The 25747-nt window shown below is 44.3% G+C and carries 36 protein-coding genes; 25 read left to right on the forward strand and 11 right to left on the reverse strand.

The window, feature by feature from the left end; all coding sequences use genetic code 11:
- Positions 1 to 16: 16 nt before the first annotated feature.
- Positions 17 to 739 carry a VOC family protein gene (locus QSV55_RS01345; protein WP_133451681.1) on the forward strand — a complete coding sequence of 241 codons (723 nt, stop codon included), beginning with the start codon at positions 17 to 19 and terminating at the stop codon, positions 737 to 739.
- Here QSV55_RS01345 and QSV55_RS01350 read toward each other — a convergent pair.
- Positions 730 to 984, reverse strand: coding sequence for a hypothetical protein (locus QSV55_RS01350; RefSeq protein ID WP_133451680.1), 255 nt, complete (start codon positions 982 to 984; stop codon positions 730 to 732). The two genes, QSV55_RS01345 and QSV55_RS01350, sit on opposite strands and share 10 nt — an antisense overlap.
- 84 nt (positions 985 to 1068) lie before the next feature.
- On the opposite strand from QSV55_RS01350, the gene QSV55_RS01355 reads away from it, so the two are divergent.
- Positions 1069 to 2307, forward strand: a complete 1239-nt coding sequence (locus tag QSV55_RS01355) for a lipid II:glycine glycyltransferase FemX (protein ID WP_133451774.1) — start codon at positions 1069 to 1071, stop codon at positions 2305 to 2307.
- Positions 2308 to 2339: 32 nt separating this feature from the next.
- Here QSV55_RS01355 and QSV55_RS01360 read toward each other — a convergent pair whose 3' ends face one another.
- Positions 2340 to 2627, reverse strand: a complete 288-nt coding sequence (locus QSV55_RS01360; protein WP_133451679.1) for a hypothetical protein — start codon at positions 2625 to 2627, stop codon at positions 2340 to 2342.
- 166 nt (positions 2628 to 2793) lie between these two features.
- Between QSV55_RS01360 and QSV55_RS01365 the strand changes: the two genes are divergently transcribed.
- Entirely contained in the window at positions 2794 to 6051 is a 3258-nt protein-coding gene (locus QSV55_RS01365) for an efflux RND transporter permease subunit (protein ID WP_289650397.1), read from the forward strand.
- 35 nt (positions 6052 to 6086) lie between these two features.
- Here the strand turns inward: QSV55_RS01365 and QSV55_RS01370 are convergent, their stop codons facing one another.
- Genes QSV55_RS01370 through QSV55_RS01380 form a run of 3 tightly spaced genes read right to left on the reverse strand, consistent with a single transcriptional unit; the run spans position 6087 to position 7700 of the window.
- Positions 6087 to 6398: a hypothetical protein gene (locus tag QSV55_RS01370; RefSeq protein ID WP_289650398.1), complete on the reverse strand. Its 312-nt coding sequence runs from the start codon at positions 6396 to 6398 to the stop codon at positions 6087 to 6089.
- Positions 6395 to 7585 carry an MFS transporter gene (locus tag QSV55_RS01375; protein WP_243721467.1) on the reverse strand — a complete coding sequence of 397 codons (1191 nt, stop codon included), beginning with the start codon at positions 7583 to 7585 and terminating at the stop codon, positions 6395 to 6397. The genes QSV55_RS01370 and QSV55_RS01375 overlap by 4 nt, the downstream gene beginning before the upstream one ends.
- On the reverse strand, positions 7536 to 7700 hold the full coding sequence (locus tag QSV55_RS01380; protein WP_289650399.1) for an SE1832 family protein: 165 nt from the start codon (positions 7698 to 7700) through the stop codon (positions 7536 to 7538). Before QSV55_RS01380 ends, QSV55_RS01375 begins: the two co-directional genes overlap by 50 nt.
- A 74-nt stretch (positions 7701 to 7774) precedes the next feature.
- Here QSV55_RS01380 and ybaK point away from each other — a divergent pair, with 74 nt between their 5' ends.
- Positions 7775 to 8248 carry a Cys-tRNA(Pro) deacylase gene (gene ybaK, locus QSV55_RS01385; protein WP_289650400.1) on the forward strand — a complete coding sequence of 158 codons (474 nt, stop codon included), beginning with the start codon at positions 7775 to 7777 and terminating at the stop codon, positions 8246 to 8248.
- Positions 8245 to 9327: a metallophosphoesterase gene (locus QSV55_RS01390; protein WP_289650401.1), complete on the forward strand. Its 1083-nt coding sequence runs from the start codon at positions 8245 to 8247 to the stop codon at positions 9325 to 9327. Before ybaK ends, QSV55_RS01390 begins: the two co-directional genes overlap by 4 nt.
- Here QSV55_RS01390 and QSV55_RS01395 read toward each other — a convergent pair.
- The 5 genes from QSV55_RS01395 to QSV55_RS01415 all read right to left on the reverse strand — a co-directional run bounded on the left by QSV55_RS01395 (position 9321) and on the right by QSV55_RS01415 (position 13149).
- On the reverse strand, positions 9321 to 9722 hold the full coding sequence (locus tag QSV55_RS01395) for a DUF4064 domain-containing protein (protein ID WP_289650402.1): 402 nt from the start codon (positions 9720 to 9722) through the stop codon (positions 9321 to 9323). The genes QSV55_RS01390 and QSV55_RS01395 overlap by 7 nt on opposite strands.
- Before the next feature lie 75 nt (positions 9723 to 9797).
- Positions 9798 to 10583 (reverse strand): glucose 1-dehydrogenase, encoded by a 786-nt coding sequence (locus QSV55_RS01400; RefSeq protein WP_289650403.1) that lies wholly within the window; start codon positions 10581 to 10583, stop codon positions 9798 to 9800.
- Positions 10584 to 10598: 15 nt separating this feature from the next.
- Entirely contained in the window at positions 10599 to 11453 is an 855-nt protein-coding gene (locus QSV55_RS01405; RefSeq protein ID WP_289650404.1) for a GRP family sugar transporter, read from the reverse strand.
- 96 nt (positions 11454 to 11549) lie between these two features.
- Positions 11550 to 12356, reverse strand: a complete 807-nt coding sequence (locus tag QSV55_RS01410) for a GNAT family N-acetyltransferase (protein ID WP_289650405.1) — start codon at positions 12354 to 12356, stop codon at positions 11550 to 11552.
- Positions 12346 to 13149, reverse strand: a complete 804-nt coding sequence (locus tag QSV55_RS01415; protein WP_289650407.1) for an HAD-IIB family hydrolase — start codon at positions 13147 to 13149, stop codon at positions 12346 to 12348. Before QSV55_RS01415 ends, QSV55_RS01410 begins: the two co-directional genes overlap by 11 nt.
- Before the next feature lie 104 nt (positions 13150 to 13253).
- On the opposite strand from QSV55_RS01415, the gene QSV55_RS01420 reads away from it, so the two are divergent.
- Positions 13254 to 15371 (forward strand): DNA topoisomerase III, encoded by a 2118-nt coding sequence (locus tag QSV55_RS01420; protein ID WP_289650408.1) that lies wholly within the window; start codon positions 13254 to 13256, stop codon positions 15369 to 15371.
- Between the two features lie 148 nt (positions 15372 to 15519).
- Positions 15520 to 16857 (forward strand): NCS2 family permease, encoded by a 1338-nt coding sequence (locus QSV55_RS01425; RefSeq protein WP_289650409.1) that lies wholly within the window; start codon positions 15520 to 15522, stop codon positions 16855 to 16857.
- Positions 16858 to 17006: 149 nt separating this feature from the next.
- On the opposite strand, the gene QSV55_RS01430 is transcribed toward QSV55_RS01425, so the two are convergent.
- Positions 17007 to 17402, reverse strand: coding sequence for a hypothetical protein (locus QSV55_RS01430; RefSeq protein ID WP_289650410.1), 396 nt, complete (start codon positions 17400 to 17402; stop codon positions 17007 to 17009).
- A 346-nt stretch (positions 17403 to 17748) separates the two neighbouring features.
- Here QSV55_RS01430 and rpsJ point away from each other — a divergent pair, with 346 nt between their 5' ends.
- The 18 genes from rpsJ (at position 17749) to rplR (ending at position 25739) form a co-directional block, all read left to right on the forward strand.
- Positions 17749 to 18057, forward strand: a complete 309-nt coding sequence (rpsJ, locus tag QSV55_RS01435; protein ID WP_133417834.1) for a 30S ribosomal protein S10 — start codon at positions 17749 to 17751, stop codon at positions 18055 to 18057.
- A 25-nt stretch (positions 18058 to 18082) separates the two neighbouring features.
- Complete coding sequence (gene rplC / locus QSV55_RS01440; RefSeq protein WP_133451665.1) at positions 18083 to 18745, forward strand: 50S ribosomal protein L3; 663 nt, start codon at positions 18083 to 18085, stop codon at positions 18743 to 18745.
- A gap of 24 nt (positions 18746 to 18769) precedes the next feature.
- A complete protein-coding gene (rplD, locus tag QSV55_RS01445) occupies positions 18770 to 19393 on the forward strand; it encodes a 50S ribosomal protein L4 (RefSeq protein ID WP_133451664.1) in 624 nt (207 codons plus the stop codon).
- Complete coding sequence (gene rplW, locus QSV55_RS01450; protein ID WP_133431425.1) at positions 19393 to 19668, forward strand: 50S ribosomal protein L23; 276 nt, start codon at positions 19393 to 19395, stop codon at positions 19666 to 19668. Before rplD ends, rplW begins: the two co-directional genes overlap by 1 nt.
- Before the next feature lie 35 nt (positions 19669 to 19703).
- Positions 19704 to 20534 (forward strand): 50S ribosomal protein L2, encoded by an 831-nt coding sequence (rplB, locus tag QSV55_RS01455; protein WP_133451663.1) that lies wholly within the window; start codon positions 19704 to 19706, stop codon positions 20532 to 20534.
- 65 nt (positions 20535 to 20599) lie between these two features.
- Positions 20600 to 20878, forward strand: coding sequence for a 30S ribosomal protein S19 (rpsS, locus tag QSV55_RS01460; RefSeq protein WP_133417839.1), 279 nt, complete (start codon positions 20600 to 20602; stop codon positions 20876 to 20878).
- Between the two features lie 24 nt (positions 20879 to 20902).
- Entirely contained in the window at positions 20903 to 21244 is a 342-nt protein-coding gene (gene rplV, locus QSV55_RS01465; protein WP_133451662.1) for a 50S ribosomal protein L22, read from the forward strand.
- Between the two features lie 27 nt (positions 21245 to 21271).
- Positions 21272 to 21925 (forward strand): 30S ribosomal protein S3, encoded by a 654-nt coding sequence (gene rpsC / locus QSV55_RS01470; protein ID WP_133451661.1) that lies wholly within the window; start codon positions 21272 to 21274, stop codon positions 21923 to 21925.
- Between the two features lie 2 nt (positions 21926 to 21927).
- Entirely contained in the window at positions 21928 to 22362 is a 435-nt protein-coding gene (gene rplP / locus QSV55_RS01475; protein WP_133431430.1) for a 50S ribosomal protein L16, read from the forward strand.
- Positions 22352 to 22564 carry a 50S ribosomal protein L29 gene (gene rpmC / locus QSV55_RS01480; protein WP_133417843.1) on the forward strand — a complete coding sequence of 71 codons (213 nt, stop codon included), beginning with the start codon at positions 22352 to 22354 and terminating at the stop codon, positions 22562 to 22564. Before rplP ends, rpmC begins: the two co-directional genes overlap by 11 nt.
- A 22-nt stretch (positions 22565 to 22586) precedes the next feature.
- Positions 22587 to 22850 (forward strand): 30S ribosomal protein S17, encoded by a 264-nt coding sequence (rpsQ, locus tag QSV55_RS01485; protein WP_133431431.1) that lies wholly within the window; start codon positions 22587 to 22589, stop codon positions 22848 to 22850.
- Between the two features lie 29 nt (positions 22851 to 22879).
- A complete protein-coding gene (gene rplN / locus QSV55_RS01490) occupies positions 22880 to 23248 on the forward strand; it encodes a 50S ribosomal protein L14 (protein WP_133451660.1) in 369 nt (122 codons plus the stop codon).
- Between the two features lie 31 nt (positions 23249 to 23279).
- Entirely contained in the window at positions 23280 to 23585 is a 306-nt protein-coding gene (gene rplX, locus QSV55_RS01495; RefSeq protein WP_133451659.1) for a 50S ribosomal protein L24, read from the forward strand.
- Positions 23586 to 23609: 24 nt separating this feature from the next.
- Positions 23610 to 24149, forward strand: a complete 540-nt coding sequence (rplE, locus tag QSV55_RS01500; protein WP_133451658.1) for a 50S ribosomal protein L5 — start codon at positions 23610 to 23612, stop codon at positions 24147 to 24149.
- Positions 24150 to 24178: 29 nt separating this feature from the next.
- Positions 24179 to 24364 (forward strand): 30S ribosomal protein S14, encoded by a 186-nt coding sequence (gene rpsN / locus QSV55_RS01505; RefSeq protein WP_133417847.1) that lies wholly within the window; start codon positions 24179 to 24181, stop codon positions 24362 to 24364.
- A 29-nt stretch (positions 24365 to 24393) separates the two neighbouring features.
- Positions 24394 to 24792 (forward strand): 30S ribosomal protein S8, encoded by a 399-nt coding sequence (rpsH, locus tag QSV55_RS01510; RefSeq protein WP_012656119.1) that lies wholly within the window; start codon positions 24394 to 24396, stop codon positions 24790 to 24792.
- 28 nt (positions 24793 to 24820) lie between these two features.
- Positions 24821 to 25357 (forward strand): 50S ribosomal protein L6, encoded by a 537-nt coding sequence (gene rplF / locus QSV55_RS01515; RefSeq protein WP_133451657.1) that lies wholly within the window; start codon positions 24821 to 24823, stop codon positions 25355 to 25357.
- A gap of 25 nt (positions 25358 to 25382) precedes the next feature.
- On the forward strand, positions 25383 to 25739 hold the full coding sequence (rplR, locus tag QSV55_RS01520; RefSeq protein ID WP_133451656.1) for a 50S ribosomal protein L18: 357 nt from the start codon (positions 25383 to 25385) through the stop codon (positions 25737 to 25739).
- Positions 25740 to 25747 lie beyond the last annotated feature (8 nt).

Consider the following 25747-nt stretch of genomic DNA (forward strand, 5'->3'; position numbering starts at 1 on the left):
TTTTGAGGTGAAAGAGATGAAATTACAGTGGGATCATATTATTCATTATATAGACGGGCTTGATTCATTTGAGTTTCCCGATGAGCTCCTTGATCTGCATAAGGGAGGCAGACATGAGCAACTTGGAACCTATAATTATCTGAGCTACACAGATTTAAGTTATATCGAGTTCATTGATGTTTTTGATAGAGACTTGCTGGAGAAAGCTGCAACAGATGAGCAGCGGCTCAGTTTTGCAGCAACATTAGAGAGAACAGGTTATGAGGAAGGCTGGCAGCGACTATGTTTTCGGACGGACGATATTGAAGCGCTGAATGATCACTTCATTTCTTGCGGCCTGGCGACAATCGGTCCGAGTAAGATGTCCCGCACGCAACCAGACGGACAAGTCATCAGCTGGCAGCTGCTTTATATTGATGACGACAGAACGGATAGAGAGCTGCCTTTCTTCATTCAGTGGGGAGAAAGTGATGAAGTCAGACGCGAGCAGCTGGCGCCATGGTTTCAGCCGCTTCGTGTCGTCAATATGACCTTGATGACGCAAAATAAAGACCAGTTCATCCAAAACTGGACAGACTGGTTTAATGCAAAGTATGATGATAATCAGCTGCTGATACCGGATGGTCCGACTTTTACGTTAATGGAAGGTGATAGAGAAAGCATTGAAGCCATTACCATAGCGGGCATCGATCATCCTTCTATAGAAGTACACGGTGCAACCTATCATTTTCAGGCATAAACATACTGATAAATATGCAGGATGATAAGTGAAACATGAAAGGCTACAATTAAAAGTGTTATAATAGCGAACGTAAAGTTGAGTCGGCTTTTTCTGACGATAAGAAAGAGAATGCTGATAATCGCTCCCAGTGCCGCGACAATGATATTTAAATCAATTCGGTCAACGGACTGGTGTCCCTGAATGATGACGATAAAAATCAAGTTCAGAAGTGCAATAACTGCAAGAAAGATATTTCTAAACATAGTAGCCTCTTTTCTTTAGGATAGTGCTATTATAACAGAATAAAAATGAACATGCTTGATACTGAAAGGAAGAAACAATTAATGATCGAATTGAGCACAATCAGTGATAAAGAGCACGATGAATTTGTCAAAACCCATCCTTATGGAGACCTGCTGCAATTATCTAAATGGGCAGAGGTGAAAAAGTCGGCCGGCTGGTACAGTCAACGTATTTCAGTCAGCCGGAATAATGAAACAGTGGGTGTCGCACAGCTGTTATTCAAGAAAGTGCCAAGAATGCCGTATACGCTCTGCTATATTTCACGAGGCTTTGTCTGTGACTATCGTGACCACGAAGTTGTTGAAGCCCTGTTAAAGCAGGCGATTGAGGTCGCGCGTCGCGAACGTGCATATTCCATCAAGATCGACCCGGATATTGAAGTGACAGCAGTGCCGGATCTCGTGGAGTATATGGAGTCCATCGGCTTTAAGCATAAAGGTTTCGAAGATGGCCTGAGTAAACATTATATTCAGCCGCGTATGACGATGATCACTAACATCGATCAAAGTGATGAGGACCTGATCAAGAGTTTTGAGCGCAACAACCGCTCGCGGGTGAAACTGAGTCAGAAAAAAGGGACAGAAGCCTATATTGCGGGGCGTGATGAGCTGCAGACATTCGCAGATTTAATGCAGGAGACGGGTTCAAGAGACGGTTTCCTGACACGTGATGTGTCTTATTTTGAAAATATCTATGATGCGCTGAATCCAGATGGTGATGCAGAGCTGGTGCTTGTCAAGCTGGTACCCGGTCACGTCCTGCCGAAGTTACGAGAAGAACTGGCAGTTCGTCAGGAGAAAAAAGAACGACTACTGACAAAAGAGAAGAATCAGAAGGTTGAGAATCAGCTGAAGGATCTGGATGTCCAGATGGCGAAACTTGAGAAACAGATTGAAGAACTGACTGAAATGGAGAAAACCAGTCCGGAAGGTAAAGTGCTGTCAGGCGCTATCCTGACGTTCGCCGGTCATAAAGCATATTACCTGTACGGGGCGTCCAGCAACGAGTACCGTGACTATCTGCCGAACTACAATATGCAGCTGACCATGATGCAGATAGCACGTGAAAGAGGGGCGAAAACTTATGATTTCGGCGGGACAAGTAATCATCCGGATAAAAGCTCTGAATACTTCGGTCTCTGGCAGTTCAAGAAAATGTGGGGCACGAGACTCAGCGCCAAAGTCGGAGAATTCGATTATATTCTGAATCCATATGTGTACCAGCTGGTGGAGCAGGTAAAACCACGAGTATTGAATCTGAAGCGTAAAATAGGCCGTAAATAGATAAAAGTCTTATCCAGCTGGATAAGACTTTATTATTTTATATCGAGATAAAGATAGGGATTGATAAACGTGATATATATCAGAAAAAGCAGGCTGACAAAAGCTGTTAACGTCAAAATAATCGACAGAATGCGATACATCAGATCTTTTTCAGTCAGATTCATTTTACTGAAGTAATAACGCAATCCGATGAATATCGAGATAAGACTGAACAGCATCCAGAAATAACTGGTGAAGAAGATAATGCCGCTGTTGATGAAATAGCCGGCGATGAAGACGAAGTGCATCAGGATTGAAAGAAGCATCAGAACTTTTTGCATAGAATCCCTCCACTCTTTATTGTAGTTGAAAAACAAAAATAAGGAAAACTGAAATCAGGTCAGACTGCCTTCAATAAAAGAGTGGAGAATTCTGGTTTTATTATTAGTAAACCCCATACGTTTAAGTTATATTACTTAGTAAGACAATCTTTTTAGGAGGCAAGTTGTGATAAAGAAAATAATTGACTTCTCGTTACATAATAAACTGGCATTATGGCTGATGACTTTACTTGTTGCAGCGGCAGGTATTTACTCGGCGATGACGATGAAAGAGGAGATGCTGCCGAGTATTTCTTCTCCCGTTCTTACAGTCACAACCCCTTACCCTGGTGCAACACCAGAGGCAGTACTTGAGAATGTAACCGATCCGATAGAAAAGAAAGTCAAGAGTATGGAAGGTGTCGACACTGTTTCCAGTCAGTCGATGCAGAATGCTTCAGCCATAACCTTACAGTATGATTTTGGTACTGATATGGATAAAGCAGAGAAGAAAGTTCAGGAAGCGATTGATTCACTGGATCTGCCTGAAGAAGTTCAGGAGACAAGTATCGATCAAATCTCAATGTACACATTCCCGATCATCAGTTATTCGTTTTCGAATGACAAGAATGATATCAAAGGTCTGACAGAAAAAATCAAGGACGATTTAATCCCTGAAATCGAAGGGATAGAAGGTGTCTCAAGCGTTTCGTTCTCCGGTCAGCAGGTTGAGCAGGTTGAACTTCAGTTCGATGAAGACGAGATGAAGAAAAAGGGGCTGACCGAGGAATCAGTCCTTCAGTTCATCAAAGGGGCGACAGCAAATGCGCCGCTCGGTCTCTATACATTCGGCAATGACTTGAAATCTATCGTAGTAGATGGTCAGTTCACCTCTGTCGATGCCCTTAAATCACTCAAGGTGCCTGTAACAGGTTCGCAGGCGGCTCAAGGTGCCGGTGCTCAGGCAGGACAAAGTCCTCAGGCGGCTCAAGGTGCCGGTGCTCAGGCAGGACAAAGTCCTCAGGCGGCTCAAGGTGCCGGTGCTCAGACAGGACAAAGTCCTCAGGCGGCCCAAGGTGCCGGTGCCCAGCTGTCACCTGAAGCTCAGAAAGCAATGGCTGAACAGATGAAAAACGCGAAAATCCCGACTGTGAAGTTAGGAGATATCGCCACCATCAAAAATGTGGAGAGCCGTGAATCTATTTCAAAAACGAACGGCAAGGATTCTTTAAGCATTCAGCTCGTGAAAACGGACAATGCCAATACAGTCAGCGTGGCCAATGACGTCAAAAAAGTAGTTGATGACTACGTCAAAGAAAACAAAGATGTCAACGCACTGTTGCTCATGGATCAGGCCAAGCCTATCCAGGATTCAGTTAAGACGATGGTGGAAAAAGCGGTGATCGGCGCTATTTTCGCGGTTATCATGATTCTGATCTTCTTACGGAATATCCGCTCAACATTTATTGCGGTCGTCTCTATTCCAATGTCGATTCTGATTGCCCTGCTGATTCTGAAGCAGTTAGGTGTGACATTGAACATCATGACGCTCGGGGCGATGACAGTGGCAATCGGTCGGGTAATCGATGACTCAATCGTTGTTATTGAGAATATCTTCCGCAGAATGTCGAGTAAGACAGAACCTCTGCGGGGCGCAGCATTAATTGCCGATGCGACGAAAGAGATGTTTATGCCTATCATGTCCTCTACCATGGTAACAATCGCAGTATTCCTGCCGCTTGGACTGGTATCCGGGTCAATCGGTGAACTTTTCCGGCCGTTTGCATTGACTGTTGTCTTTGCACTTCTTGCGTCACTCTTGATCGCGATTACTATCGTGCCGATGCTCGGTCATATCTTCTTCCGTAACGGCATAAAAGGACATCATGATGAGAAACCGGGTCGTATTGCTCACTTCTATCGCAACATTCTGGAATGGGCACTAAACCATAAGTGGACGGTCGGTCTTTTAAGTACCTTATTACTGGTCGGCAGTTTAATGCTGACACCCCTTGTCGGAACCTCATTCATCTCTACGGGTGAAGATAAGTTACTGGCCTTAACTTATAAACCGGAACCAGGTGAAACAGAAGAAGAAGTGGTGGCCCATGCTGACGAGGTACAGCAAGAACTCGCTAAAAATAAGAACGTCTCCAATATTCAGTATTCAGTAGGCGGCAAGAATCCGTTCAGCCCGGTCGCTTCTAACGATATGGCGATGATGGTGGAATATGATAAAGATACACCGAACTGGGATGCTGAAGCGGAGAAAGTACTGAATAAAATTGCAACCTTCAAGCATCCGGGGTCATGGAAGAACCAGGACTTTGCGACAGGCGGTACTTCTAATACGGTATCTGTCTCTGTTGTCGGTCCGACGACAGATGCTATCCGTGAAACGGTAAAAGAAGTTGAAGATGTGATGAAGGAACAGAAAACATTATCCAATGTAGATTCCTCGCTTGCAAGCAGTTACGAAGAATATACGATTAAGGTCGACCAGAACAAACTGGCTGAAAGCGGTCTGACGGCAGGACAGGTGGCTCTTGCACTGAACCAGCGTTCACCTGAGACGGTCGTAACGAAAGTCGGCAAGTCAGGTCAGTCAACAGATGTCATTCTGACGAAAGACCAGGACACAAAGTGGACGGAGTCAAAGCTTGAAAACACCAAACTGACATCGCCGCTTGGCCGTGAGATCAAACTCAGCAGTGTCGCTGAAATTAAGAAGGGCCAATCATCAGATACAATCCTGCGCAAAGATGGTGACGTTGCTGCAACGGTAGATGGCAAGATTAAGGCTGATGACGTCGGTAAAACAACAGCGGATGTCACTCAGGCAATAAGCAAGATCGATAAACCGGATAATATCAAAATCAACGTCGGCGGGACAAATGAAGATATTGGCGAAAGCTTCTCTCAACTGGGACTGGCGATGCTTGCAGCCATCGGTATCGTCTATCTGATTCTTGTGCTGACATTCAGAGGTGGTCTGGCACCACTTGCCATCCTTTTCTCATTACCATTTACGATTACCGGTGTGATCGCCGGACTGCTGCTCTCAGGTGAGACTTTGTCAGTCCCATCTATGATCGGGGTGCTGATGCTCATCGGTATCGTTGTAACGAATGCGATTGTGCTGATTGACCGTGTCATCCATATGGAGGCAAGCGGTCTGTCAACACGAGAGGCGTTACTTGAAGCAGCCTCTACTCGTGTCAGACCGATTCTGATGACAGCACTGGCGACTGTAGGTGCCTTGTCGCCTCTTCTCTTCGGCGGTGACGGATCTGTATTGATCAGTAAATCACTCGGTGTGACCGTGATCGGTGGTCTCGTATCATCTACTATCCTGACCCTGATAGTAGTCCCTGTTGTGTATGAACTGCTGATGAAACTGAAAAACAGACGAAAAAAAATGACGACTGAAACAGTCGTCAGATAATAAGGAACGGTTAGTCGATCAGACTAACCGTTTTTTTATAGCATAAAGGCAGTCACAATTACCATCGCTGCAAGCATCGCAGTGAAAATATGCAGAATCTGCAGGGCTTTCAGGTCATTGAGCTTAAACTTGAAGGCAGTGATCTCTATATTGATGACAAGTGCTGTGACCAGCAGGATGACCCATAGCGAGCCGCTCTGACCGATCAGCATGCCGGCAGCGAAGACGATAAGGGCAGCACCGAATATCATGCGTCCGATATGGGTCAGTTGTATGTTGTAGAAATAGATGCTTAAAAAAGCGATAAGTAAGTAGATGACAATGAAGAGTGTCAGTAATAGAATCATGCTGTTTTTCCTTTCGAGAAGTATAAAGCGATCAAAATAAGCGCGATTAGACTTGTGACTGCGCCGATGAAGAACGGCAGACTCAAGCTGTATGATAAGAGCCCGGTGAATAATAGCGGTCCGATAATACGGCCGAGGCTATCGAGGGAATAGCTGACGCCTGTCAGCTTACCCATATTCTGTGACGATGTCGACTTTGTCAGTGTGGAAGTGAGCAACGTACGCACTAATGCATTGCCTGACATGAGAAGGACCAGACAGATGCCGGCGTAGTAGATATTCATGGTGAAAGGCAGCATGACAAACGCAATCATTGTCACAATCTGGCCGATTACCATGATCTTTCTCTCCTGGCCATGCTTCACTTTACGCAGAAAACCGCCTTGCAGCAACGCATTGACCAGGCCGCCGATCATGAACAGGATGCCCATCTGCGTCGGAGTGATGTCGATACGTTCAATCTCAAGTAATTGGAATGAACTTTCCATCCCGCTCATCGTCAAAGTCACAATAAAAGTGCTGATCAGCAGAATGAGGATAGGCGCTGTGTAGTTCAGTTTGCCGCCTGACTGTTTTCCTGTCTCATGGAAGTGAGTCTCAGGCAATTTTGCAGCGACTGCCCCTATAATAGCCAGCAGAATGGCAGAAGTGACGAAATAAGGCAGCTGGTAAGAATAACCTGCCAGCAGACCCCCGACTGCAGGTCCGAAAATAAAACCGAAGCCGATCATCATACCCATCAGGCCCATATAACGGTTTCGTTCTTCTGAAGTCGTCACATCCGCCACAATACTTGTCGTCGTACTGAAGCAGGCACCTGAGAACAGACCGCCGATAATACGCGAGATATAGAGCATCGGCAGATTATCGATGAAGAGACCGAACGTCAGAAAGCTGAGCGTGAAGCCTGTCAGACCGATGAGCAGAATCTTCTTACGTCCTATTTTATCGGACAGCTGGCCCCAGAACGGTGCCGCGATAAAAGAGGCAATTGAATAAATAGAGAGCAATAAGCCCATATGAAAGGCATTCAGGCCCATATCCTTGACGAGAGCCGGGATAACAGGGATAACGATACTGAAGCCAAAATAGATGAAAAACTGTATAGCCATCAATACGGAGAAGAATGATTTAAGTTCAGGCGTCGAGCTGTTCGCGGATCTGTCTGATTTCATGTTCGAGTTCAATTAAGCGTTCCTCCAGTTGATCCGCAGTACGGCCGGTTGACTGCACTTTCTCAATATCACCTTGAATGCGGACATATTCATGTTTAAGTTCGGTAAGCTGATCATTTAAATTCATGATGATCTCCTTTATTTCTAGTGTATAACCATTATAAGCTATAATGAAGAAGACTTGAAAGAGGTGGGATTGAAATGACGAAAAAACTGAAAACGAATGCCATCCGCAAGCTGGATCAGCTGAAGTTGGCGTATGACATCATCCATTACAACAGTGAGGATGCGGTTGACGGCGTCAGTGTCGCTGCACAGATCGGTGAAGACCCTTCGGTTGTATTTAAGACATTGGTGACACATGCCGGAGCAGACTTATTTGTCTATGTGATTCCTGTGGCAGGCGAACTGGATATGAAAAAAGCGGCACAGGCGGCGGGCGTCAAGAAACTTGAAATGCTGCCGCTGAAGGAGCTGCAGCCGAAGACAGGTTACATGCGCGGCGGCTGTTCGCCTGTCGGCATGAAGAAACCGGCACCGACCTTCATCGATCAGTCAGCGGCCCCGCTGGACTATATGATTGTCAGTGCGGGCCAGCGCGGCACGCAGATGAAACTGAAGCCTGCTGACTTGAAAGAAGCGGTGAAAGCACAGTTCAGTGAGGTCTGTCGATGAAACTGAAGGATAAATTAGTCCGTCTGTCCATCCGAGGGAAAAGAACTATCGTTATCTCAGATATTCACGGTGAACTTTCACTCTTTAAAGCACTGCTTCATGACGTGAAGTGGACAGATGAAGATATTCTGATCATCAATGGAGATATCTTGGATAAAGGACCGGATAGTCTAGGGACGATGCAGTATATCAGAGCATTATCCGAGTCGGCCAATGTCCATGTCATTGAAGGCAACTGTGATCGCTTCTTCGATGAACTGGAAGAGGAGTGGCTGTATGCCTATATGAACGACCGGTATACAGTGGCACATGAATTTCTGAAGGAGACCGGCACGACGCTCAACGATTATCCGACGCAGCAGGACTTCGCTCAGGCGGTACTCGCTCAGTACGGAGACGACCGGCAGTGGTTCAGCCAGCTGCCGACTGCGATCGAGACCGAAGATTATTTATTTGTTCATGCGGGCGTTGAAGCGGATTATCTTGAGACGCCAAGAGAAGTCGCACTGACGATGCCCGAGTTCTATGTGCAGACGCATCAGTGTCCGAAGACAGTCATCGTCGGACACTATCCGGCAGCGAACTTTGTGGAGGACGGCCTGTATAGCCATGCAGTCAAAATCAACCAAGAGCGTCGGGTGATAGCGCTTGATGGAGGCAACCAGGTTAAAGAGAGTGGCCAGCTGAATGCGCTGATAATAGAAGCGGATGGCACGCTCTGCACGGCCTCTGTTGACCATCATCCAGAAGTACTGGTCATCCAGGACTTTGAAGTGAGCTATCAGGAACCCCATACATTTACATTCCCGGATTATGCGGTCAAGATATTTGAAGGCGATGAATACTTTACGTTTGCCGAACATCTATCAAGTGGTGTGCAGCTGATGATCAAGACCGAATGGATTAAAGAGAGAGACGACCAGCACTTCTTAAAAGATGATTACACCGATTATTTTATGGATGTGACTGCGGGTGAACAGGTGAAATTGATCAGTCGATATACAGGCTATGCTCTAATCAAGCGTAACGGCGTAGTCGGCTGGGTGCCGGAGGAAGTGCTGGACACTTCCTCTCAATAAGGGGTCTGATATTTTTCGTTGCGGTTATAGTAGCGGTGACGCGTGATGAGCATGGTGCCGGCAGTGACAAGCAGAATGGGCAGGATCACTGTATAGAGCATCATAAGCCCTGACAGAATCAGCATGATGGCACTTGCAAGAATATAGCGCTTCATGTAGAGGATGCCGAGCAGATTGAGCAGCAGCGGGATGAAAAGGATGATGCTGAAGGGCAGCAGAACTTCTTTTAAAGCGGTCGTTGCTTCAGTGACATGGTCCGTTCTTGCGCTGAGAAATTCCTGTACGACGGACTGATCGGCGAGCAGATAGATGGCTATTGTACAGAGGAAGAGAAGAGTCTGGATCGTGATGCCGATAAGGGCGAGTGTTCTAGGGAGTTTGATAAATTCGTTCATGGTTACACCTCGTTATTTTCATCTATCATAACAAAAAACGCACTGAATGTTGAAATTCAGTGCGTTTTTCATATATTAGCCTTTCCCGCCCATAAACGACGGATATTTTGTCATACCACCATCAACGTAGATAGTTTCACCGGTGATGTAGCTGGCATTCTGGCTGGCAAGGAACGTTGCCACTGTTGCGACTTGCTCCGGCTGGCCGATCATGCCCATCGGAATCATCTTCTCCGTCTGAGCGAGTGTCTCAGGATCAGTGAATTTATCACGCGTATGGGCAGACATGATGGCACCTGGTGAGATATTGTTGACGCGGATACCTGCAGGCGCAAATTCCATGCTCATGGTTTCCATCATCATCTTCATGCCCCCTTTACTGGCGGCATAATTGACGTAATTCGGCCAAGGGATGACGTCATGGACACTTGAGATATTAATGATAGTGCCTTTGATGTGATGAGCGATGAAGTATTTGGCAGCTTCACGGCTGCCGATGAAAGCACCTGTCAAGTTGATGTCCATGACACGCTTGAATTCTTCGATAGTCATTTCAACAGTCGGCACCGCTTTTTCCGTGCCGGCATTATTGATCATGACATCCAGGCTGCCGAATTCGTCAATCGCTGTCTGAATAAGCGCAAGAATCTCTTCTTCTTTTGAGACATCTGCCTGTTTGATGACGGCCTGACCACCATTATTTCGCACAGTCTCCGCGACCTGTTCCGCTTCTTCTGCGCTGGAACGATAGTTGACGACCACTTTCGCACCGTTTTTGCCGAATTCTTCTGCCATCGCTTTACCGATTCCGCTTGAAGCACCTGTGATGACCACCACTTTTTCTTTTAAATCAGGATACATGAATGTTCCTCCTCCTTAGTTCTTTGTATAACCCAGTAAAAAGGCGGCGGCAATAATCAGGATAATACCGATTGCGATGCCGATGTACTGCTTCTTCGTCTTGCTTTCTTTTAAGAAGAAGATACCGCCGAGTGTTGAAACAACCACGAGCATCTGGGAGAATGAAAAGCTGGTTGCGACACCTACGCGTGGTTGAGAGTAGAACATCGCCATATTACCCAGCGCCCAGACAACGCCTGGTACAATGTTCTTCATCACTGCTTTCTGTCCAGGGCGATGCTTGAAACTTAACAGAAAGCCGCCGATTATCATACCGATAGCCTGCGGGAATAAGGCTTGCCACCCTTCAACACCGAAGAACTGGCCGATGACCACATAAGTGATGTAACCCACGCTCGAAATCAGGAGGACAGGGATGGCTTTAGCAAAGTTATTCTGACTTTTATCGTTCTCCTGATCGCCTTTCAATGAAGTGAGTATGACACCCCCGACAAGTAAGAGGAGCGCTGTAAGGCCGAGTATGACAGCGGTTGTACTCCGCCATTCATGGAAGAAGAGAACAGAGATCAAAGTCGTGCCGACAAGCTGAATCCCGGTAGAGATGGGCATAGTACGGGAAACCCCGATCATTTCCACACTCTTTAACTGGTTACCTTGACCGAGTGCCCAGAAAGCGCCGGATACGATCCCGACCAGCAGTATCTTCCAGTTCAGAGCCGGCTGAACGAAAAGATAGACACTGATACCGATCAGAAAAGCGCCGATAACCGTTCCCATAATCTGCTCATAAGGCGAGCCGCCGACTTTAACATTAATGAGTACAACGCTTCCCCAGAGGAGAGCAGGTAATAATGCAATTAGTATATCCATTGAAAGCTCCTTTACTATGCTGTTAGTTTTTTCATTCCCTTCATTGTTTTTGTAAAACATTCAAATTAAAACACGGCAACCTGAAAGTTCGCCGTGTTAAATGGTCGTATATTTAAAGTGATGCATTTCCTCGGTCTTCTGAAAACCAAGCTTCTCATAGAATTCAATGGTGCGTTTGCGCTTATCTTCGACGACCAGCTGGATAGCTGTCGCCTGGTGCTCGCTGAAGGCATGCTCTGCCGCATATGCCACGAGTTTATGGCCGATGCCTTGCTGACGGTAATGTTTATGGGTTTCGACATGGTCGATATAGCAGATAGCGTGGTCGTTCGCTTCCAGGATGACATAGCCTTTAACGATGCCTTCACTGAGCAGCAGGAAAAGTTCGTAGTGGTCATCCAGAGCGTCCAGAATCTCTTTTTTCTTGGCGGAGACATCCACATACAGACTTTTGAGCAGCTCACAGAAACTCTTCTTATAGATCGGGCTGTATTTGATGACTTGACGGGTGTCTATCTTATCAGTCAATCGCTCTGCTGTCATCGTGTACTGCGTACCCAGGTACTGGGTTTTCAAGGATTTCATTGCCTGCTGACCGAACTGGTAGCGCTCTGCTATATAGAATTCATAGGTCTTTATGTCGGGATGCCGGCTGGTTAAAGTGCGCCACATCTCATAAATCGTATGAAGATTGAAGTCAGTGGTCAGCGGACCCAGTACTTTCGCTGAGTCATCTTCTTTGATCAATCCGATGAAGGTCTGATCATTCATGATGATCTGATCATCGGACAGAGTGCTGAGCAGTGTTTCAATTGCATCGCTAGACCGGGGGAGGTAGCCGACCCGATGTTCAGGTGCCTGGTTCAATGTATGAATGAACTGAGCCGTCTTCTTAATATCCATTTGACTCGCTCCTTGCTTCAAGAATAGAGAGGATGCCTTTATTATATGGGAAGTCCGCATGTTTGAGATGTCTTTTTTTCGCTTCCGCTGTTGCATTACTGACTAAATACCCATGTTTGACTGCATTTAGCATCTTAATATCATTGCCGCTGTCACCGAATGCGTAGGTCTCGTCAAAGTCGATATCATATTTCCCGATAAGATAGCGGACGACTGCATCTTTACCCGCACTTGCCGGGAAGAAATCGACGTCATAGCAGTCGGCAGGGTCGCCGATCAGTGGATTGCATTTGCTGATGTTGACGATTAAACGCTGTTCTTCTGCGGCGGCACGAATCTGTCTGAAGCGGCGTTCGTCTTCTTGCGGCGTTGTTTCGCGGTAATAATAATTACGTGAAAACGGTGCATGTATGAAAGGTTCTTGTACCATCAGCTGAATATCATGCGCTGCCAGAGTCTTCTCGACATCCAGTATCGTCGTCTTGGTGAATCCTTGACGCAGCATCATCATTTCATAAGCTTGATCATAGATTTCAACACCATCTTTAAAATAGTAAAGTTCCGTGCCGGAATTGCAGGCGATAAAGTGAGGGTATTCCATCTTCATTTCATCGAGACAGCCTTTAATCATATCGAGTGTACTGGCGGAGACGATACCGAACAGCATATGGCGTTCTTTGTTCAGATAAGTCGTCAGCGCTTTGACGTCTTGTGCATGGTTGCGGTCATGTGCGAAGTAAGTTTCATCAAAATCAGAGCAGACAAGTGTTCGGATTGATTCAGGAAACAGCATGCAGAAAACCTCCTTATTTTCAAATAGCATACAGTACTTAAGATGCGAACTCAACTGAAAGAATGCTATAATGATGCAATGACTTTACGAGAAGGAATGATAACATGAAATCAGTCGTACTTGCTGAGAAGCCGTCTGTCGCACGTGATATTGCACGTGTCCTCGGCTGTAATCAGAAAAAAGAAGGCTATATGGAGAACAACCGTTATATCGTGACGTGGGCCCTGGGTCATTTGGTCACGAATGCAGACCCGGAACAATACGACAGTCAGTATAAGACATGGGACTTAAATGCATTGCCGATCCTGCCTAAATATATGAAGACCGTCGTCATCGGTAAGACGCGTAAGCAGTTCAATACAGTCAAACATCAGATAGAGCGCAGTGACGTGAGTGAGATCATCATCGCGACAGATGCCGGCCGTGAAGGGGAACTTGTAGCGCGGCTGATCCTGGAAAAGTGTAAAGGAGAGAAGCCCGTTAAACGCCTCTGGATTAGCTCGGTCACTGATAAGGCGATTAAAGAGGGCTTCAATCATTTGAAAGACGGCCGAAAGTATCAAGGGCTGTATGATGCAGCTTTGGCACGAAGTGAAGCGGACTGGATTGTCGGTATCAATGCCACGCGTGCACTGACAACGAAATATGATGCCCAGCTGTCAACAGGCCGCGTCCAGACACCGACCTTACAGATGGTCAAGCTGCGTCAGGATGAGATCAATCAGTTCAAGGCGCGTCAATTCTACGGCCTTGAAGCCGTTATCAATGGCACGAAGTTCAGCGGGCCTCATCAGATTTTTGATGAGAGAGAGATTGATCAGCTGCTGCAGAGACTGCAGGGCCAGGAAGCGGTCGTGAACGCTGTTGAGAGCCAGGAGAAGAAGAAATATCCGGATAAACTGTATGATCTGACTTCACTGCAGCAGGAAGCTTATAAGCGCTACAAATACTCCGCCAAAGAGACGCTGAGTACGATGCAGAACTTATATGAAAGTCATAAACTGGTCACTTACCCAAGAACGGATGCGAACTATCTGACAGAAGATATGGTGCCGACACTTCGTGACCGTGTCGCCGCACTCAGTGGTACGCAGTTCAGACCGGTCGTTGTGGATCTGATCAAGACACAGATTAGAGGCAGCAAACATTTTATCGATGATGCGAAAGTGTCCGATCACCATGCGATTGTACCGACAGAAGTGAAGGCGCGGCTGGATGACCTGACGCTCCGTGAACGTCATATATATGAACTGATTGCTGAACGCTTTCTGAGTGTCCTGCTGAAGCCTTACCGCTACGAGCTGCAGACCATCAAAGTGACAATCGGTGACACAGTCTTCACAGCGAAGCATGAACGGCCGCTCGAACTCGGTTTCAGAGCCCTCTATGAACAGCTGACAGAAAAAGATGCGCTGGCATTCAGAAAAGGTGACCGGTTAAACGCAAAACTAACGAAAACATACGGTGAAACAGCACCGCCGCCTTACTTCAATGAAGGTACGCTGCTGAAAGCGATGGAAAACCCGGCTGCCATCTTCAAGCTGGCTAAGGAAAGCCGTTCCACATTGAAAGAGACAGGGGGCATCGGTACCGTTGCGACAAGAGCAGATATTATTGAGAAACTCTATAATCTCAATGCGATTGAGTCCATTGACGGCAAACTGCGTGTCACGAATAAAGGGAAACAGCTGCTGGAACTGGCACCTGCTGAACTGAAATCACCTGAACTGACAGCAGAGTGGGAGCATAAACTGATGCTGATTGAACAGGGCAAATATAACCGCAAAGCGTTCATCAGTGAGATGAGAACATTCACGGAAGAGCTGATCCAGGAGATCAAGGACAGTGAAGATAAATTTAAGCACGACAATCTGACGTCAACAGAATGTCCGACTTGCGGAAAGTTTATGCTGGAGATCAAGACGAAAAATGCGAAAATGCTGGTGTGTCAGGATCCGCAGTGTAAGACGAAGAAAAATGTCCAGCGTAAGACGAATGCGCGCTGTCCGAACTGTAAGAAAAAGCTCACGCTGCACGGTAAAGGGCCGAAAGCCATGTACAGCTGTACATGCGGTTTCCACGAGACCCAGGAACAGATGGATAAAAGATTCAGTGCCAAGAAAACAGGGAAAGTGTCCCGGAACGATATCAAGAAATATACGCAAAAAGAAGAACCCGTCAATAATCCGTTCGCGGATGCCTTAAAAGGACTTAAATTATAAGACTGCCTAGAAGGGCAGTCTTTTTTTAGGGAGATTAATTACGAACAAAAGTGATATTTTTGTTATGAATGTTCGATTTCTTATTGCTTTTTAGCGAATCACGTAATAGAATATACAAGTATTTTAAAAAAGAGCGTAAGGAGTTATTATGAAGAATTATTTTAAATTCGATGAACTCGGCACTAACTATAAACGCGAGATACTCGGCGGACTGACCACTTTCTTATCCATGGCTTACATACTGGCTGTCAATCCGGCGATGTTATCGCTGAAAGACGTCCCTGACCTGCCAGATGCCATGCGCATGGATGCAGGAGCCGTCTTCGTTGCGACGATACTTGCATCAATTGTCGGCTGCCTCTTTATGGGACTGATCGCTAATTATCCGATTGCACTCGCACCGGGTATGGGACTGAATGCATTCTTCGCGTTCACGGTTGTTCTGACTTACGGCATTCCTTGGCAGATCGGTCTGACAGGCGTGCTTTTCTCAGGGATGATCTTCGCCCTGTTAACAATGAGCGGCTGGCGCGAAACGATTATCAATGCGATACCGTTTGAGCTGAAGATGGCGGTTTCTGCAGGGATCGGGCTCTTTATCACCTTTGTCGGACTCAAAGGAGCAGGTATTGTCGCACCGAGCAAAGCGACTTTGGTGACTATCGGTAATATTCATGACCCGCATGTCTTGCTTGCAGTAGGCGGTATTGTCATCACGGTCATTCTGATGGCGCGTAAAGTACCAGGCAGTATCTTTATCGGTATGGTACTGACGGCTATCTTCGGTATGGTGTTCGGCCTGATTGACCCACCGAAACAGATCGTCAGCCAGATTCCAAGTGTTGAACCGACATTCGGTAAAGCATTCGAAGCATTTCAGAATCCGGGGCAGTTATTGACATGGCATTTCGTTGCCGTCGTTCTGACCTTCCTTTTCATCGATTTCTTTGATACAGCAGGCACATTAGTTGCTGTAGCGAACCAGGCAGGATTCGTTAAAGATAACAAACTGCCTCGTGCAGGCCGTGCGTTATTCGCAGACTCACTTGCTACAATGACTGGCGCAGTCTTCGGTACGTCAACAACGACTTCTTATATTGAATCATCAGCAGGTGTAGCAGTCGGTGCACGTACCGGCTTTGCGAGCGTGGTGACAGCCCTCTGCTTTGCATTGGCGTTATTCTTCTCTCCGTTGATGGCTGTCGTGACCAGTGCAGTAACCGCACCGGCGCTTGTCATCGTCGGGGTACTCATGGTCTCCAACTTAAGCAAGATTGAGTGGGACCGCTTTGAGATTGCTGTGCCGGCATTTCTGACTATGATCATGATGCCGCTGACCTATTCGATTGCTACAGGTATCGCATGTGGCTTTATCTTCTATCCGATTACCATGATAATGGCCGGCAGAAGAAAAGAGATTCATCCTATTATGTATGTGCTCTTTGTTGTCTTCGTCCTTTATTTCATCTTTGTACAACATTCATAGGAATGGCTGCGGCCATTCTTTTTTTATGTAGTTATGTGTATGAAAGGGTAAGTTATGAGCGACAAACAGTAAATATCGCTCATAACTTTCACACCAACTAACATACGACAAAAAATCGACTCTCCTTTATAAAGGAGAGTCGATTTATTTTAATATTGTCTTCTATTAACGGTTTTGTCGGTATCGCCACCGTAATAGACATGCGTGTTACCGACTTGGTTCGGCAATGTCATCACACGGATGATGAAGTAGATCAGAATAAGGGTCATCACCCAGTGCAGCACCATCGCAACAAATGGAACGACAGCAATGATGCTGAAGACAATTCCTATCAGCGGCACCCATAAGAGCTCTTTAGAGCGCCCGTAGCGGTCCGCGAGCATCACTGCAAGCATGATGCCATAAATCAGAATACTTGTGCCGAGCGGTGCCCATGCGAGCGATAAAACGTAGGAGCCACCGATGACCGGCAGACCAAAGAATGCTTCACGCATCAATGCGATAATGCCTAGCACTAAAAATACAATACGAAATGAACTTTTCATTTAATAACCTCCTTGTTTCTCCTCTTCCATCCACAGTTACCCTTTCTAATGGAAGATACTTCTATTATACGCTCTATCACGAAAATCCTTAATCATAAAGACTTGCACCCGCCACACATAATCGGTAGAATATAAAAATACGGTTTGAAAATAAATTCAACATTTTTAGTGTAAAGTGTTGAATTTTATAGCAAAGTCCTGTATTATATCTACTGTTGGACTTTTAAAAGCGATGAAGCGAGAGGTTACTGACACACCCGGCCGCTTTGCCATGGCGATGTGTGAGACAATTTTCGTGGAGAAGTCTATCAAACCAAAATAGACGATATCAAGAGGAGGTAAAATAATGGCAAAACAAAAAATTCGTATTCGTTTGAAAGCTTATGATCACCGCGTGATCGATCAATCAGCTGAAAAGATTGTAGAAGTAGCGAAACGTTCAGGTGCTGAAGTATCTGGTCCGATTCCGTTACCAACTGAAAAAACAGTTTATACAATCATCCGTGCCGTGCACAAATACAAAGACTCACGTGAGCAATTTGAGCAACGCACACACAAACGTCTTATCGACATTGTTAACCCTACACCTAAAACAGTTGATGCTCTTATGGGCTTAAACTTACCATCAGGCGTAGACATCGAAATCAAATTATAATTTAAAGTAGGAGGTGCGACTTTCGATGACCAAAGGAATCTTAGGAAGAAAAGTGGGAATGACTCAAGTATTCGCTGAAAACGGTGAGTTAATTCCAGTAACTGTAGTAGAAGCAGCACAAAACGTTGTATTACAAAAGAAAACTGAAGAAGTTGATGGTTATTCATCAATCCAGATCGGTTTCGAAGACAAACAAGCATATAAAAAAGACCGTAAGTCTAATAAATATGCAACTAAGCCAGCTGAAGGCCATGCTAAAAAAGCAGGCACAGCGCCTAAGCGCTTCATTCGTGAATTCAGAAACGTAGATGCTTCTGAATACGAAGTAGGTCAAGAAGTCACTGTGGATGCATTCCAAGCAGGTGACATCGTTGACGTGACAGGAACTTCAAAAGGTAAAGGTTTCCAAGGCGCAATCAAACGCCACGGACAGTCACGTGGACCAATGAGTCACGGTTCTCGTTACCACAGACGCCCAGGTTCAATGGGTATGGCATCTGACGCTTCTAAAGTATTTAAAGGTAAAGCATTACCAGGCCGTATGGGCGGTAATACTGTTACAATGCAAAACTTAGAAATCGTTAAAGTTGATGTTGAAAACAACGTTATCTTAGTTAAAGGTAATGTGCCAGGACCTAAAAAAGGATTAGTTAAAATCCAGACTTCAATCAAAAAAGGCAATAAATAATAGCTGAAAGGAGGACATAACATAATGGCTAATTATGATGTATTAAAAGTAGATGGATCTAAAGCAGGTTCAATCGAATTAAACGACAACGTATTCGGTATCGAACCTAATCAACATGTATTATTCGAAGCAATCAATCTTCAACGTGCTTCACTTCGTCAAGGTACCCACTCAGTGAAAAACCGTTCAGCAGTACGCGGTGGTGGACGTAAACCTTGGAAACAAAAAGGGACTGGCCGTGCTCGTCAAGGTACAATCCGTGCGCCACAATGGCGTGGTGGTGGTATCGTATTCGGACCAACACCAAGAAGCTACTCTTACAAAATGCCTAAGAAAATGCGCCGTTTAGCGCTTCGTTCAGCATTATCAGCTAAAGTAAGAGATAACGAATTCACAGTACTTGATGCATTAACATTCAATGCACCAAAAACAAAAGAATTCAAATCAATGACAACAACACTTGAATTACCTAAAAAAGTACTTTTCGTTATTGACGCTGAAGACATCAACGTGTTCTTATCAGCTCGTAACATCCCTGGTGTAACAGTTGTAACTGCAGCTGGCCTGAACGTTTTAGATATCGTTCATGCTAACCAAGTAGTGATGACTCAAGCAGCAGTTCAAAAAGTAGAGGAGGTGCTCGGTTAATGGAAGCTCGCGATATCATTAAGCGCCCCGTAATCACTGAACGTTCATCTGAGCAGATGGCTGATGAGAAGTACACATTCGATGTAGACACTCGCGCTAACAAAACTCAGATCAAAATTGCGATTGAAGAAATCTTCAACGTCAAAGTTGATAAAGTAAACGTGATGAACTACAAAGCGAAAAAGAAACGTGTAGGTCGCTACACTGGCTACACAAACAAAAGAAGAAAAGCTATCGTTACATTAAAAGAAGGATCAATCGATTTCTTCAACTAAAAATAACCATTTACCATTAAGGAGGTAAAACGACAATGGCAATTAAACATTATAAGCCAATTACAAACGGTCGTCGTAATATGACAAGTTCAGATTTCGCTGAAATTACGTCAACGTCACCTGAAAAGTCATTACTTGAGCCCCTTCCGAGAAAAGCGGGCCGTAACAACCAAGGTAAACTGACAGTTCGTCATAGAGGTGGCGGACACAAACGTCAATACCGTGTAATTGATTTCAAACGTAACAAAGACGGTGTTCCAGGTAAGGTCGCTACAGTTGAGTACGATCCAAACCGTTCAGCAAACATCGCATTAATCCACTATTTAGATGGTGAAAAACGTTACATCATCGCGCCTAAAGGCTTAGTTGTCGGTCAAGAGATCAACAACGGCCCAGAAGCAGATATCAAAGTAGGTAACGCATTACCACTTGCTAACATTCCTGTTGGTACAGTTATCCACAACATCGAATTAAAACCAGGTAAAGGTGGTCAGTTAGTGCGTTCAGCTGGTACATCTGCTCAAGTACTTGGTAAAGAAGGTAAATACGTTCTTGTTCGTCTTAAATCTGGCGAAGTACGTATGATTCTTGCAACTTGCCGCGCAACTATCGGTCAAGTTGGTAATGAACAGCACGAACTTATCAACATCGGTAAAGCCGGTCGTTCTAGATGGTTAGGCAAACGCCCAACTGTTCGTGGTTCTGTAATGAACCCTAACGATCACCCACACGGTGGTGGTGAAGGACGTTCACCAATCGGACGTAAATCACCAATGTCTCCATGGGGTAAACCAACTCTTGGTAAGAAAACTCGTAAAAAGAAAAATCGTTCTAACAAACTTATCGTTCGTGGACGTAAGAAATAATAAAATCAACTTGCTGACTGCGGCGTAAGCCGCAGTGTACAGCAGGATAAGAGGGAGGCGCCACAATGGCTCGTAGTCTTAAAAAAGGACCTTTCGTTGACGATCACTTAATGAAAAAAGTGGAGGCAATGGAAGCAAATTCAAAAAAATCAGTAATTAAAACTTGGTCTCGTCGCTCTACTATTTTCCCTAACTTCATCGGCCACACTATCGCAGTATACGATGGACGTAAACACGTGCCTGTATTCGTAACTGAAGATATGGTTGGACACAAATTAGGCGAATTCGCACCTACACGTACTTACAAAGGTCACGGTGCAGACGACAAGAAAACTAAACGCTAATTTCATATTTAAGGAGGAGAAACCATGGAAGCAAAAGCGGTAGCAAGAACAATCCGTATCGCACCTCGTAAAGTGAGATTAGTTTTAGATCTTATCCGAGGTAAAGAAGTTGGCGAAGCAATTGCCATCTTAAAATTAACAAACAAAGCATCTTCACCAGTAGTGGAAAAATTATTAATGTCAGCTTTAGCAAATGCTGAGCACAACTATGACATGAACATCGACACTTTAGTGGTGAAAGAAGCATATGCTAACGAAGGTCCGACTTTAAAACGTTTCCGTCCACGTGCACAAGGCCGTGCGAGCGCGATCAACAAACGTACTAGTCACATCACTATCGTTGTAGCAGATAAAGAAGCTAAATAATTAATATCTCATTAAGGAGGGAATACAGTGGGTCAAAAAATTAATCCTATCGGACTTCGTGTCGGTATCATCCGTGACTGGGATGCGAAATGGTATGCAGAAAAAGATTTCGCTACTCTGTTACACGAAGACTTAAAAATTCGTAAATATATCGCAGAAAACTTAAAAGACGCTTCTGTTTCTCGTGTAGAAATCGAACGTGCAGCTAATCGCGTTAACATCGCTATCCACACTGGTAAACCAGGTATGGTTATCGGTAAAGGCGGTTCTGAAATCGAAAAATTACGTAACAACTTAAACGGTTTAACTGGCAAACGCGTACACATCAACGTAGTTGAAATCAAGAAAGTTGATATGGATGCAACACTTGTTGCTGAAAACATCGCTCGTCAATTAGAAAACCGTGTATCATTCCGTCGCGCTCAGAAACAAGCAATCCAACGCGCTATGAAACTTGGAGCTAAAGGTATCAAAACTCAAGTATCAGGTCGTTTAGGTGGTGCGGATATCGCACGTGCTGAGCAATATTCTGAAGGAACTGTTCCACTTCATACATTACGTGCTGACATCGATTACGCACATGCTGAAGCAGACACTACTTATGGTAAATTAGGTGTTAAAGTATGGATCTACCGTGGAGAAGTTCTTCCTACTAAGAAGTCTAGTGAAGGAGGAAAATAATAATGTTATTACCGAAGCGTGTAAAATACCGTCGTCAACATAGACCTAAAACAACAGGTCGTTCAAAAGGCGGAAATGAAGTAACATTTGGTGAATATGGTTTACAAGCAACTACAACAGCTTGGATCACATCACGTCAAATTGAATCTGCTCGTATCGCAATGACTCGTTACATGAAACGTGGCGGGAAAGTTTGGATCAAAATCTTCCCACATACACCATACACTAAAAAACCTTTAGAAGTACGTATGGGTTCTGGTAAAGGTGCCGTTGAAGGATGGGTAGCAGTAGTTAAACCTGGACGTATTATGTTTGAAATCGCTGGTGTTCCAGAAGAAACAGCTCGTGAAGCATTACGTTTAGCATCTCACAAACTTCCAGTGAAAACTAAGTTTGTAAAACGTGAAGAATTGGGTGGTGACACAAATGAAAGCTAAGGAAATTAGAGATTTAACCACTTCTGAAATTGAATCAAAAGTAAAAGCGCTTAAAGAGGAACTTTTCAACCTACGCTTTCAGTTAGCTACAGGTCAACTTGAAAATACAGCACGTATTCGTGAAGTAAAGAAATCAATCGCGCGAATGAAAACTGTTGTACGTGCAAGAGAAATTGAGCAACAAAAAACTGAACAAAAATAATTGAAAAGAGGAGGACACTCTAGTGAGCGAAAGAAATTACCGCAAAGTTTACACTGGTAAAGTGGTATCTGACAAAATGGATAAAACAATCACAGTGTCAGTAGAAACTTACAAAACACATTCTTTATACGGCAAACGTATCAAGTATACGAAAAAATATAAAGCACATGATGAAAACAATACAGCTAAAATGGGCGATATCGTAAGAATTATGGAAACACGTCCTTTATCAGCTACAAAACGCTTCCGTTTAGTTGAAGTAGTTGAAGAATCAATCATTATTTAATCACTATAAGATAAAGGAGGTAACTCAGAATGATCCAACAGGAATCACGCTTAAAAGTAGCAGACAACTCTGGTGCCCGTGAAGTATTAACTATTAAAGTATTAGGCGGATCTGGCCGCAAAACAGCTAATATTGGTGACGTTATTGTATGTACTGTTAAAAATGCTACACCAGGTGGCGTTGTTAAAAAAGGTGACGTTGTTAAAGCAGTAATCGTTCGTACTAAGTCTGGTGTACGTCGTACTGACGGTTCATACATCAAATTCGATGAGAACGCTTGTGTTATCATCCGTGACGACAAAGGTCCTCGTGGAACACGTATCTTCGGACCAGTTGCTCGTGAATTACGTGACGGCAACTTCATGAAAATCGTTTCATTAGCACCTGAAGTATTATAATCATCACTAAAAATTGAGGAGGTGTCTCGACATGCACGTAAAAAAAGGCGACAAAGTTATCGTTATCACAGGTAAAGATAAAGGTAAAACAGGAACTGTAATTGAAGCACTTCCTAAAAAAGATCGCGTTGTAGTTGAAGGTGTGAACATCATCAAAAAACACCAAAAACCAACACAAATGAATCCTGAAGGCGGAATCGAAGAGCGCGAAGCTGCGATTCACGTATCAAACGTTATGTTACTGGATCCTAAAACAAACAAACCAACACGTGTCGGCTACAGAGTAGAAGACGGTAAAAAAGTTCGTGTTGCGAAGAAGTCTGGAGAAATCATTTAATAATCTTGGAAGGAGGTTCTCACTTTGACTCGTTTAAAAGAAAAGTTCAATAATGAAATTACACCTGAATTGATGAAAAAGTTTAACTACTCATCAGTAATGGAAGTACCAAGAATCGAAAAAATCGTTGTGAATATGGGTATCGGTGATGCAGTTCAGAACTCTAAAGTATTAGATACTGCAGTTGAAGAGCTTCAAGCAATCACTGGTCAGAAACCAATGGTCACTAAAGCTAAAAAATCAATCGCAACATTCCGTTTACGTGAAGGAATGCCTATCGGTGCGAAAGTAACGTTACGTGGCGAAAGAATGTACGAATTCTTCGACAAATTAGTAAACGTTTCACTTCCTCGTGTACGTGACTTCCGTGGTATCTCAAACAAAGCGTTTGATGGCCGTGGTAACTACACTTTAGGTGTTAAAGAACAACTCATTTTCCCTGAAATTGACTATGATAAAGTAAGTAAAGTACGAGGAATGGATATCGTTATCGTTACAACGGCTAACACTGACGAGGAAGCTCGTGAATTGTTAACTCAATTCGGTATGCCATTTCAAAAGTAATCTCTAATCTAATAGGAGGCTAAAACTTAATGGCTAAAAAATCAATGATCGTTAAACAACAACGTGAACCTAAATTCAAAGTTCAAGCTTACACAAGATGTGAACGTTGTGGACGTCCACATTCAGTTATCCGCAAATTTAAACTTTGCCGTATTTGTTTCCGTGAATTAGCTTACAAAGGTCAGATTCCTGGCGTTAAAAAAGCAAGCTGGTAAAATCAAAGAGTTGAAAGGAGGAAATTTTAATGACTATGTCAGATCCAATCGCAGATATGCTAACACGTGTGCGTAACGCAAACATGGTGCGCCACGAAAAATTAGAATTACCTGCATCAAACATTAAAAAAGAAATCGCTGAAATCCTTAAACGTGAAGGATTCGTGAAAAGCGTCGAATATATCGAAGATGACAAACAAGGTGTTATCCGTATGTTCCTTAAATACGGTGCGAACAACGAACGTGTTATCACTGGTTTAAAACGTATCTCAAAACCTGGTTTACGTGTTTACGCAAAAGCTGATGAGCTTCCTAAAGTATTAAATGGTTTAGGTATCGCATTAGTTTCAACTTCTGAAGGTGTATTAACTGATAAAGAAGCGCGTCAACGTAACATCGGTGGAGAAGTATTAGCTTACATCTGGTAAGAATTATTAAAGAAGGAGGTGCCGACAGATGAGTCGTGTTGGTAAGAAAATTATTGACATCCCAGCTGGTGTTGAAGTGAAGATCAACGGCAACACAGTGACAGTTAAGGGTCCTAAAGGTGAATTAACAAGAACATTTAACGAAGAAATGACTTATAACTTAGAAGAGAACACTTTAGAAGTTGTTCGTCCTTCTGATTCTAAAGCACACAAAACAATCCATGGTACAACTCGTGCATTACTTGCAAACATGGTTGAAGGTGTGTCTAAAGGTTTCGAAAAGAAACTTGAATTAATCGGGGTTGGTTACCGTGCGCAAATGCAAGGTAAGAACTTAATCCTTAACGTTGGATACTCTCACCCAGTTGAAATCGTAGCAGAAGACGGTATCACATTATCTGTTGAGAAAAATACTAGCGTAAAAGTTGAAGGTATTTCTAAAGAGCGCGTAGGTGCGATCGCATCAAATATCCGTGCTACTCGTCCACCAGAACCTTACAAAGGTAAAGGTATCCGTTACGAAGGCGAATATGTTCGTCGTAAAGAAGGTAAAACTGGTAAGTAATTAACTTAAAGAAAGGAGTATTCACATGATCTCTAAAATCGATAAGAATAAAGTACGTTTAAAAAGACATGCTCGTGTGCGTGCGAAACTTGCAGGTACAACTGAACGTCCACGTTTAAACGTCTATCGTTCTAATAAACACATCTATGCGCAAGTCATTGATGACGCTCAAGGTGTAACAATTGCTCAAGCATCTACTCAAACTTTAGGCTTAGATGCAACATCAAACGTAGAAGCAGCTAAAAAAGTAGGCGAAGCAGTCGCAAAAGCAGCAACTGAAAAAGGTATCACTGCAGTTGTCTTCGACCGCGGAGGGTATTTATACCACGGTCGTGTTCAAGCTTTAGCTGAAGCAGCTCGTGAAAACGGACTTCAATTTTAATAAAAGGA

Source organism: Macrococcus bovicus (genome assembly GCF_030376725.1).
GTDB classification, from domain to species: Bacteria; Bacillota; Bacilli; order Staphylococcales; family Staphylococcaceae; genus Macrococcus; species Macrococcus bovicus.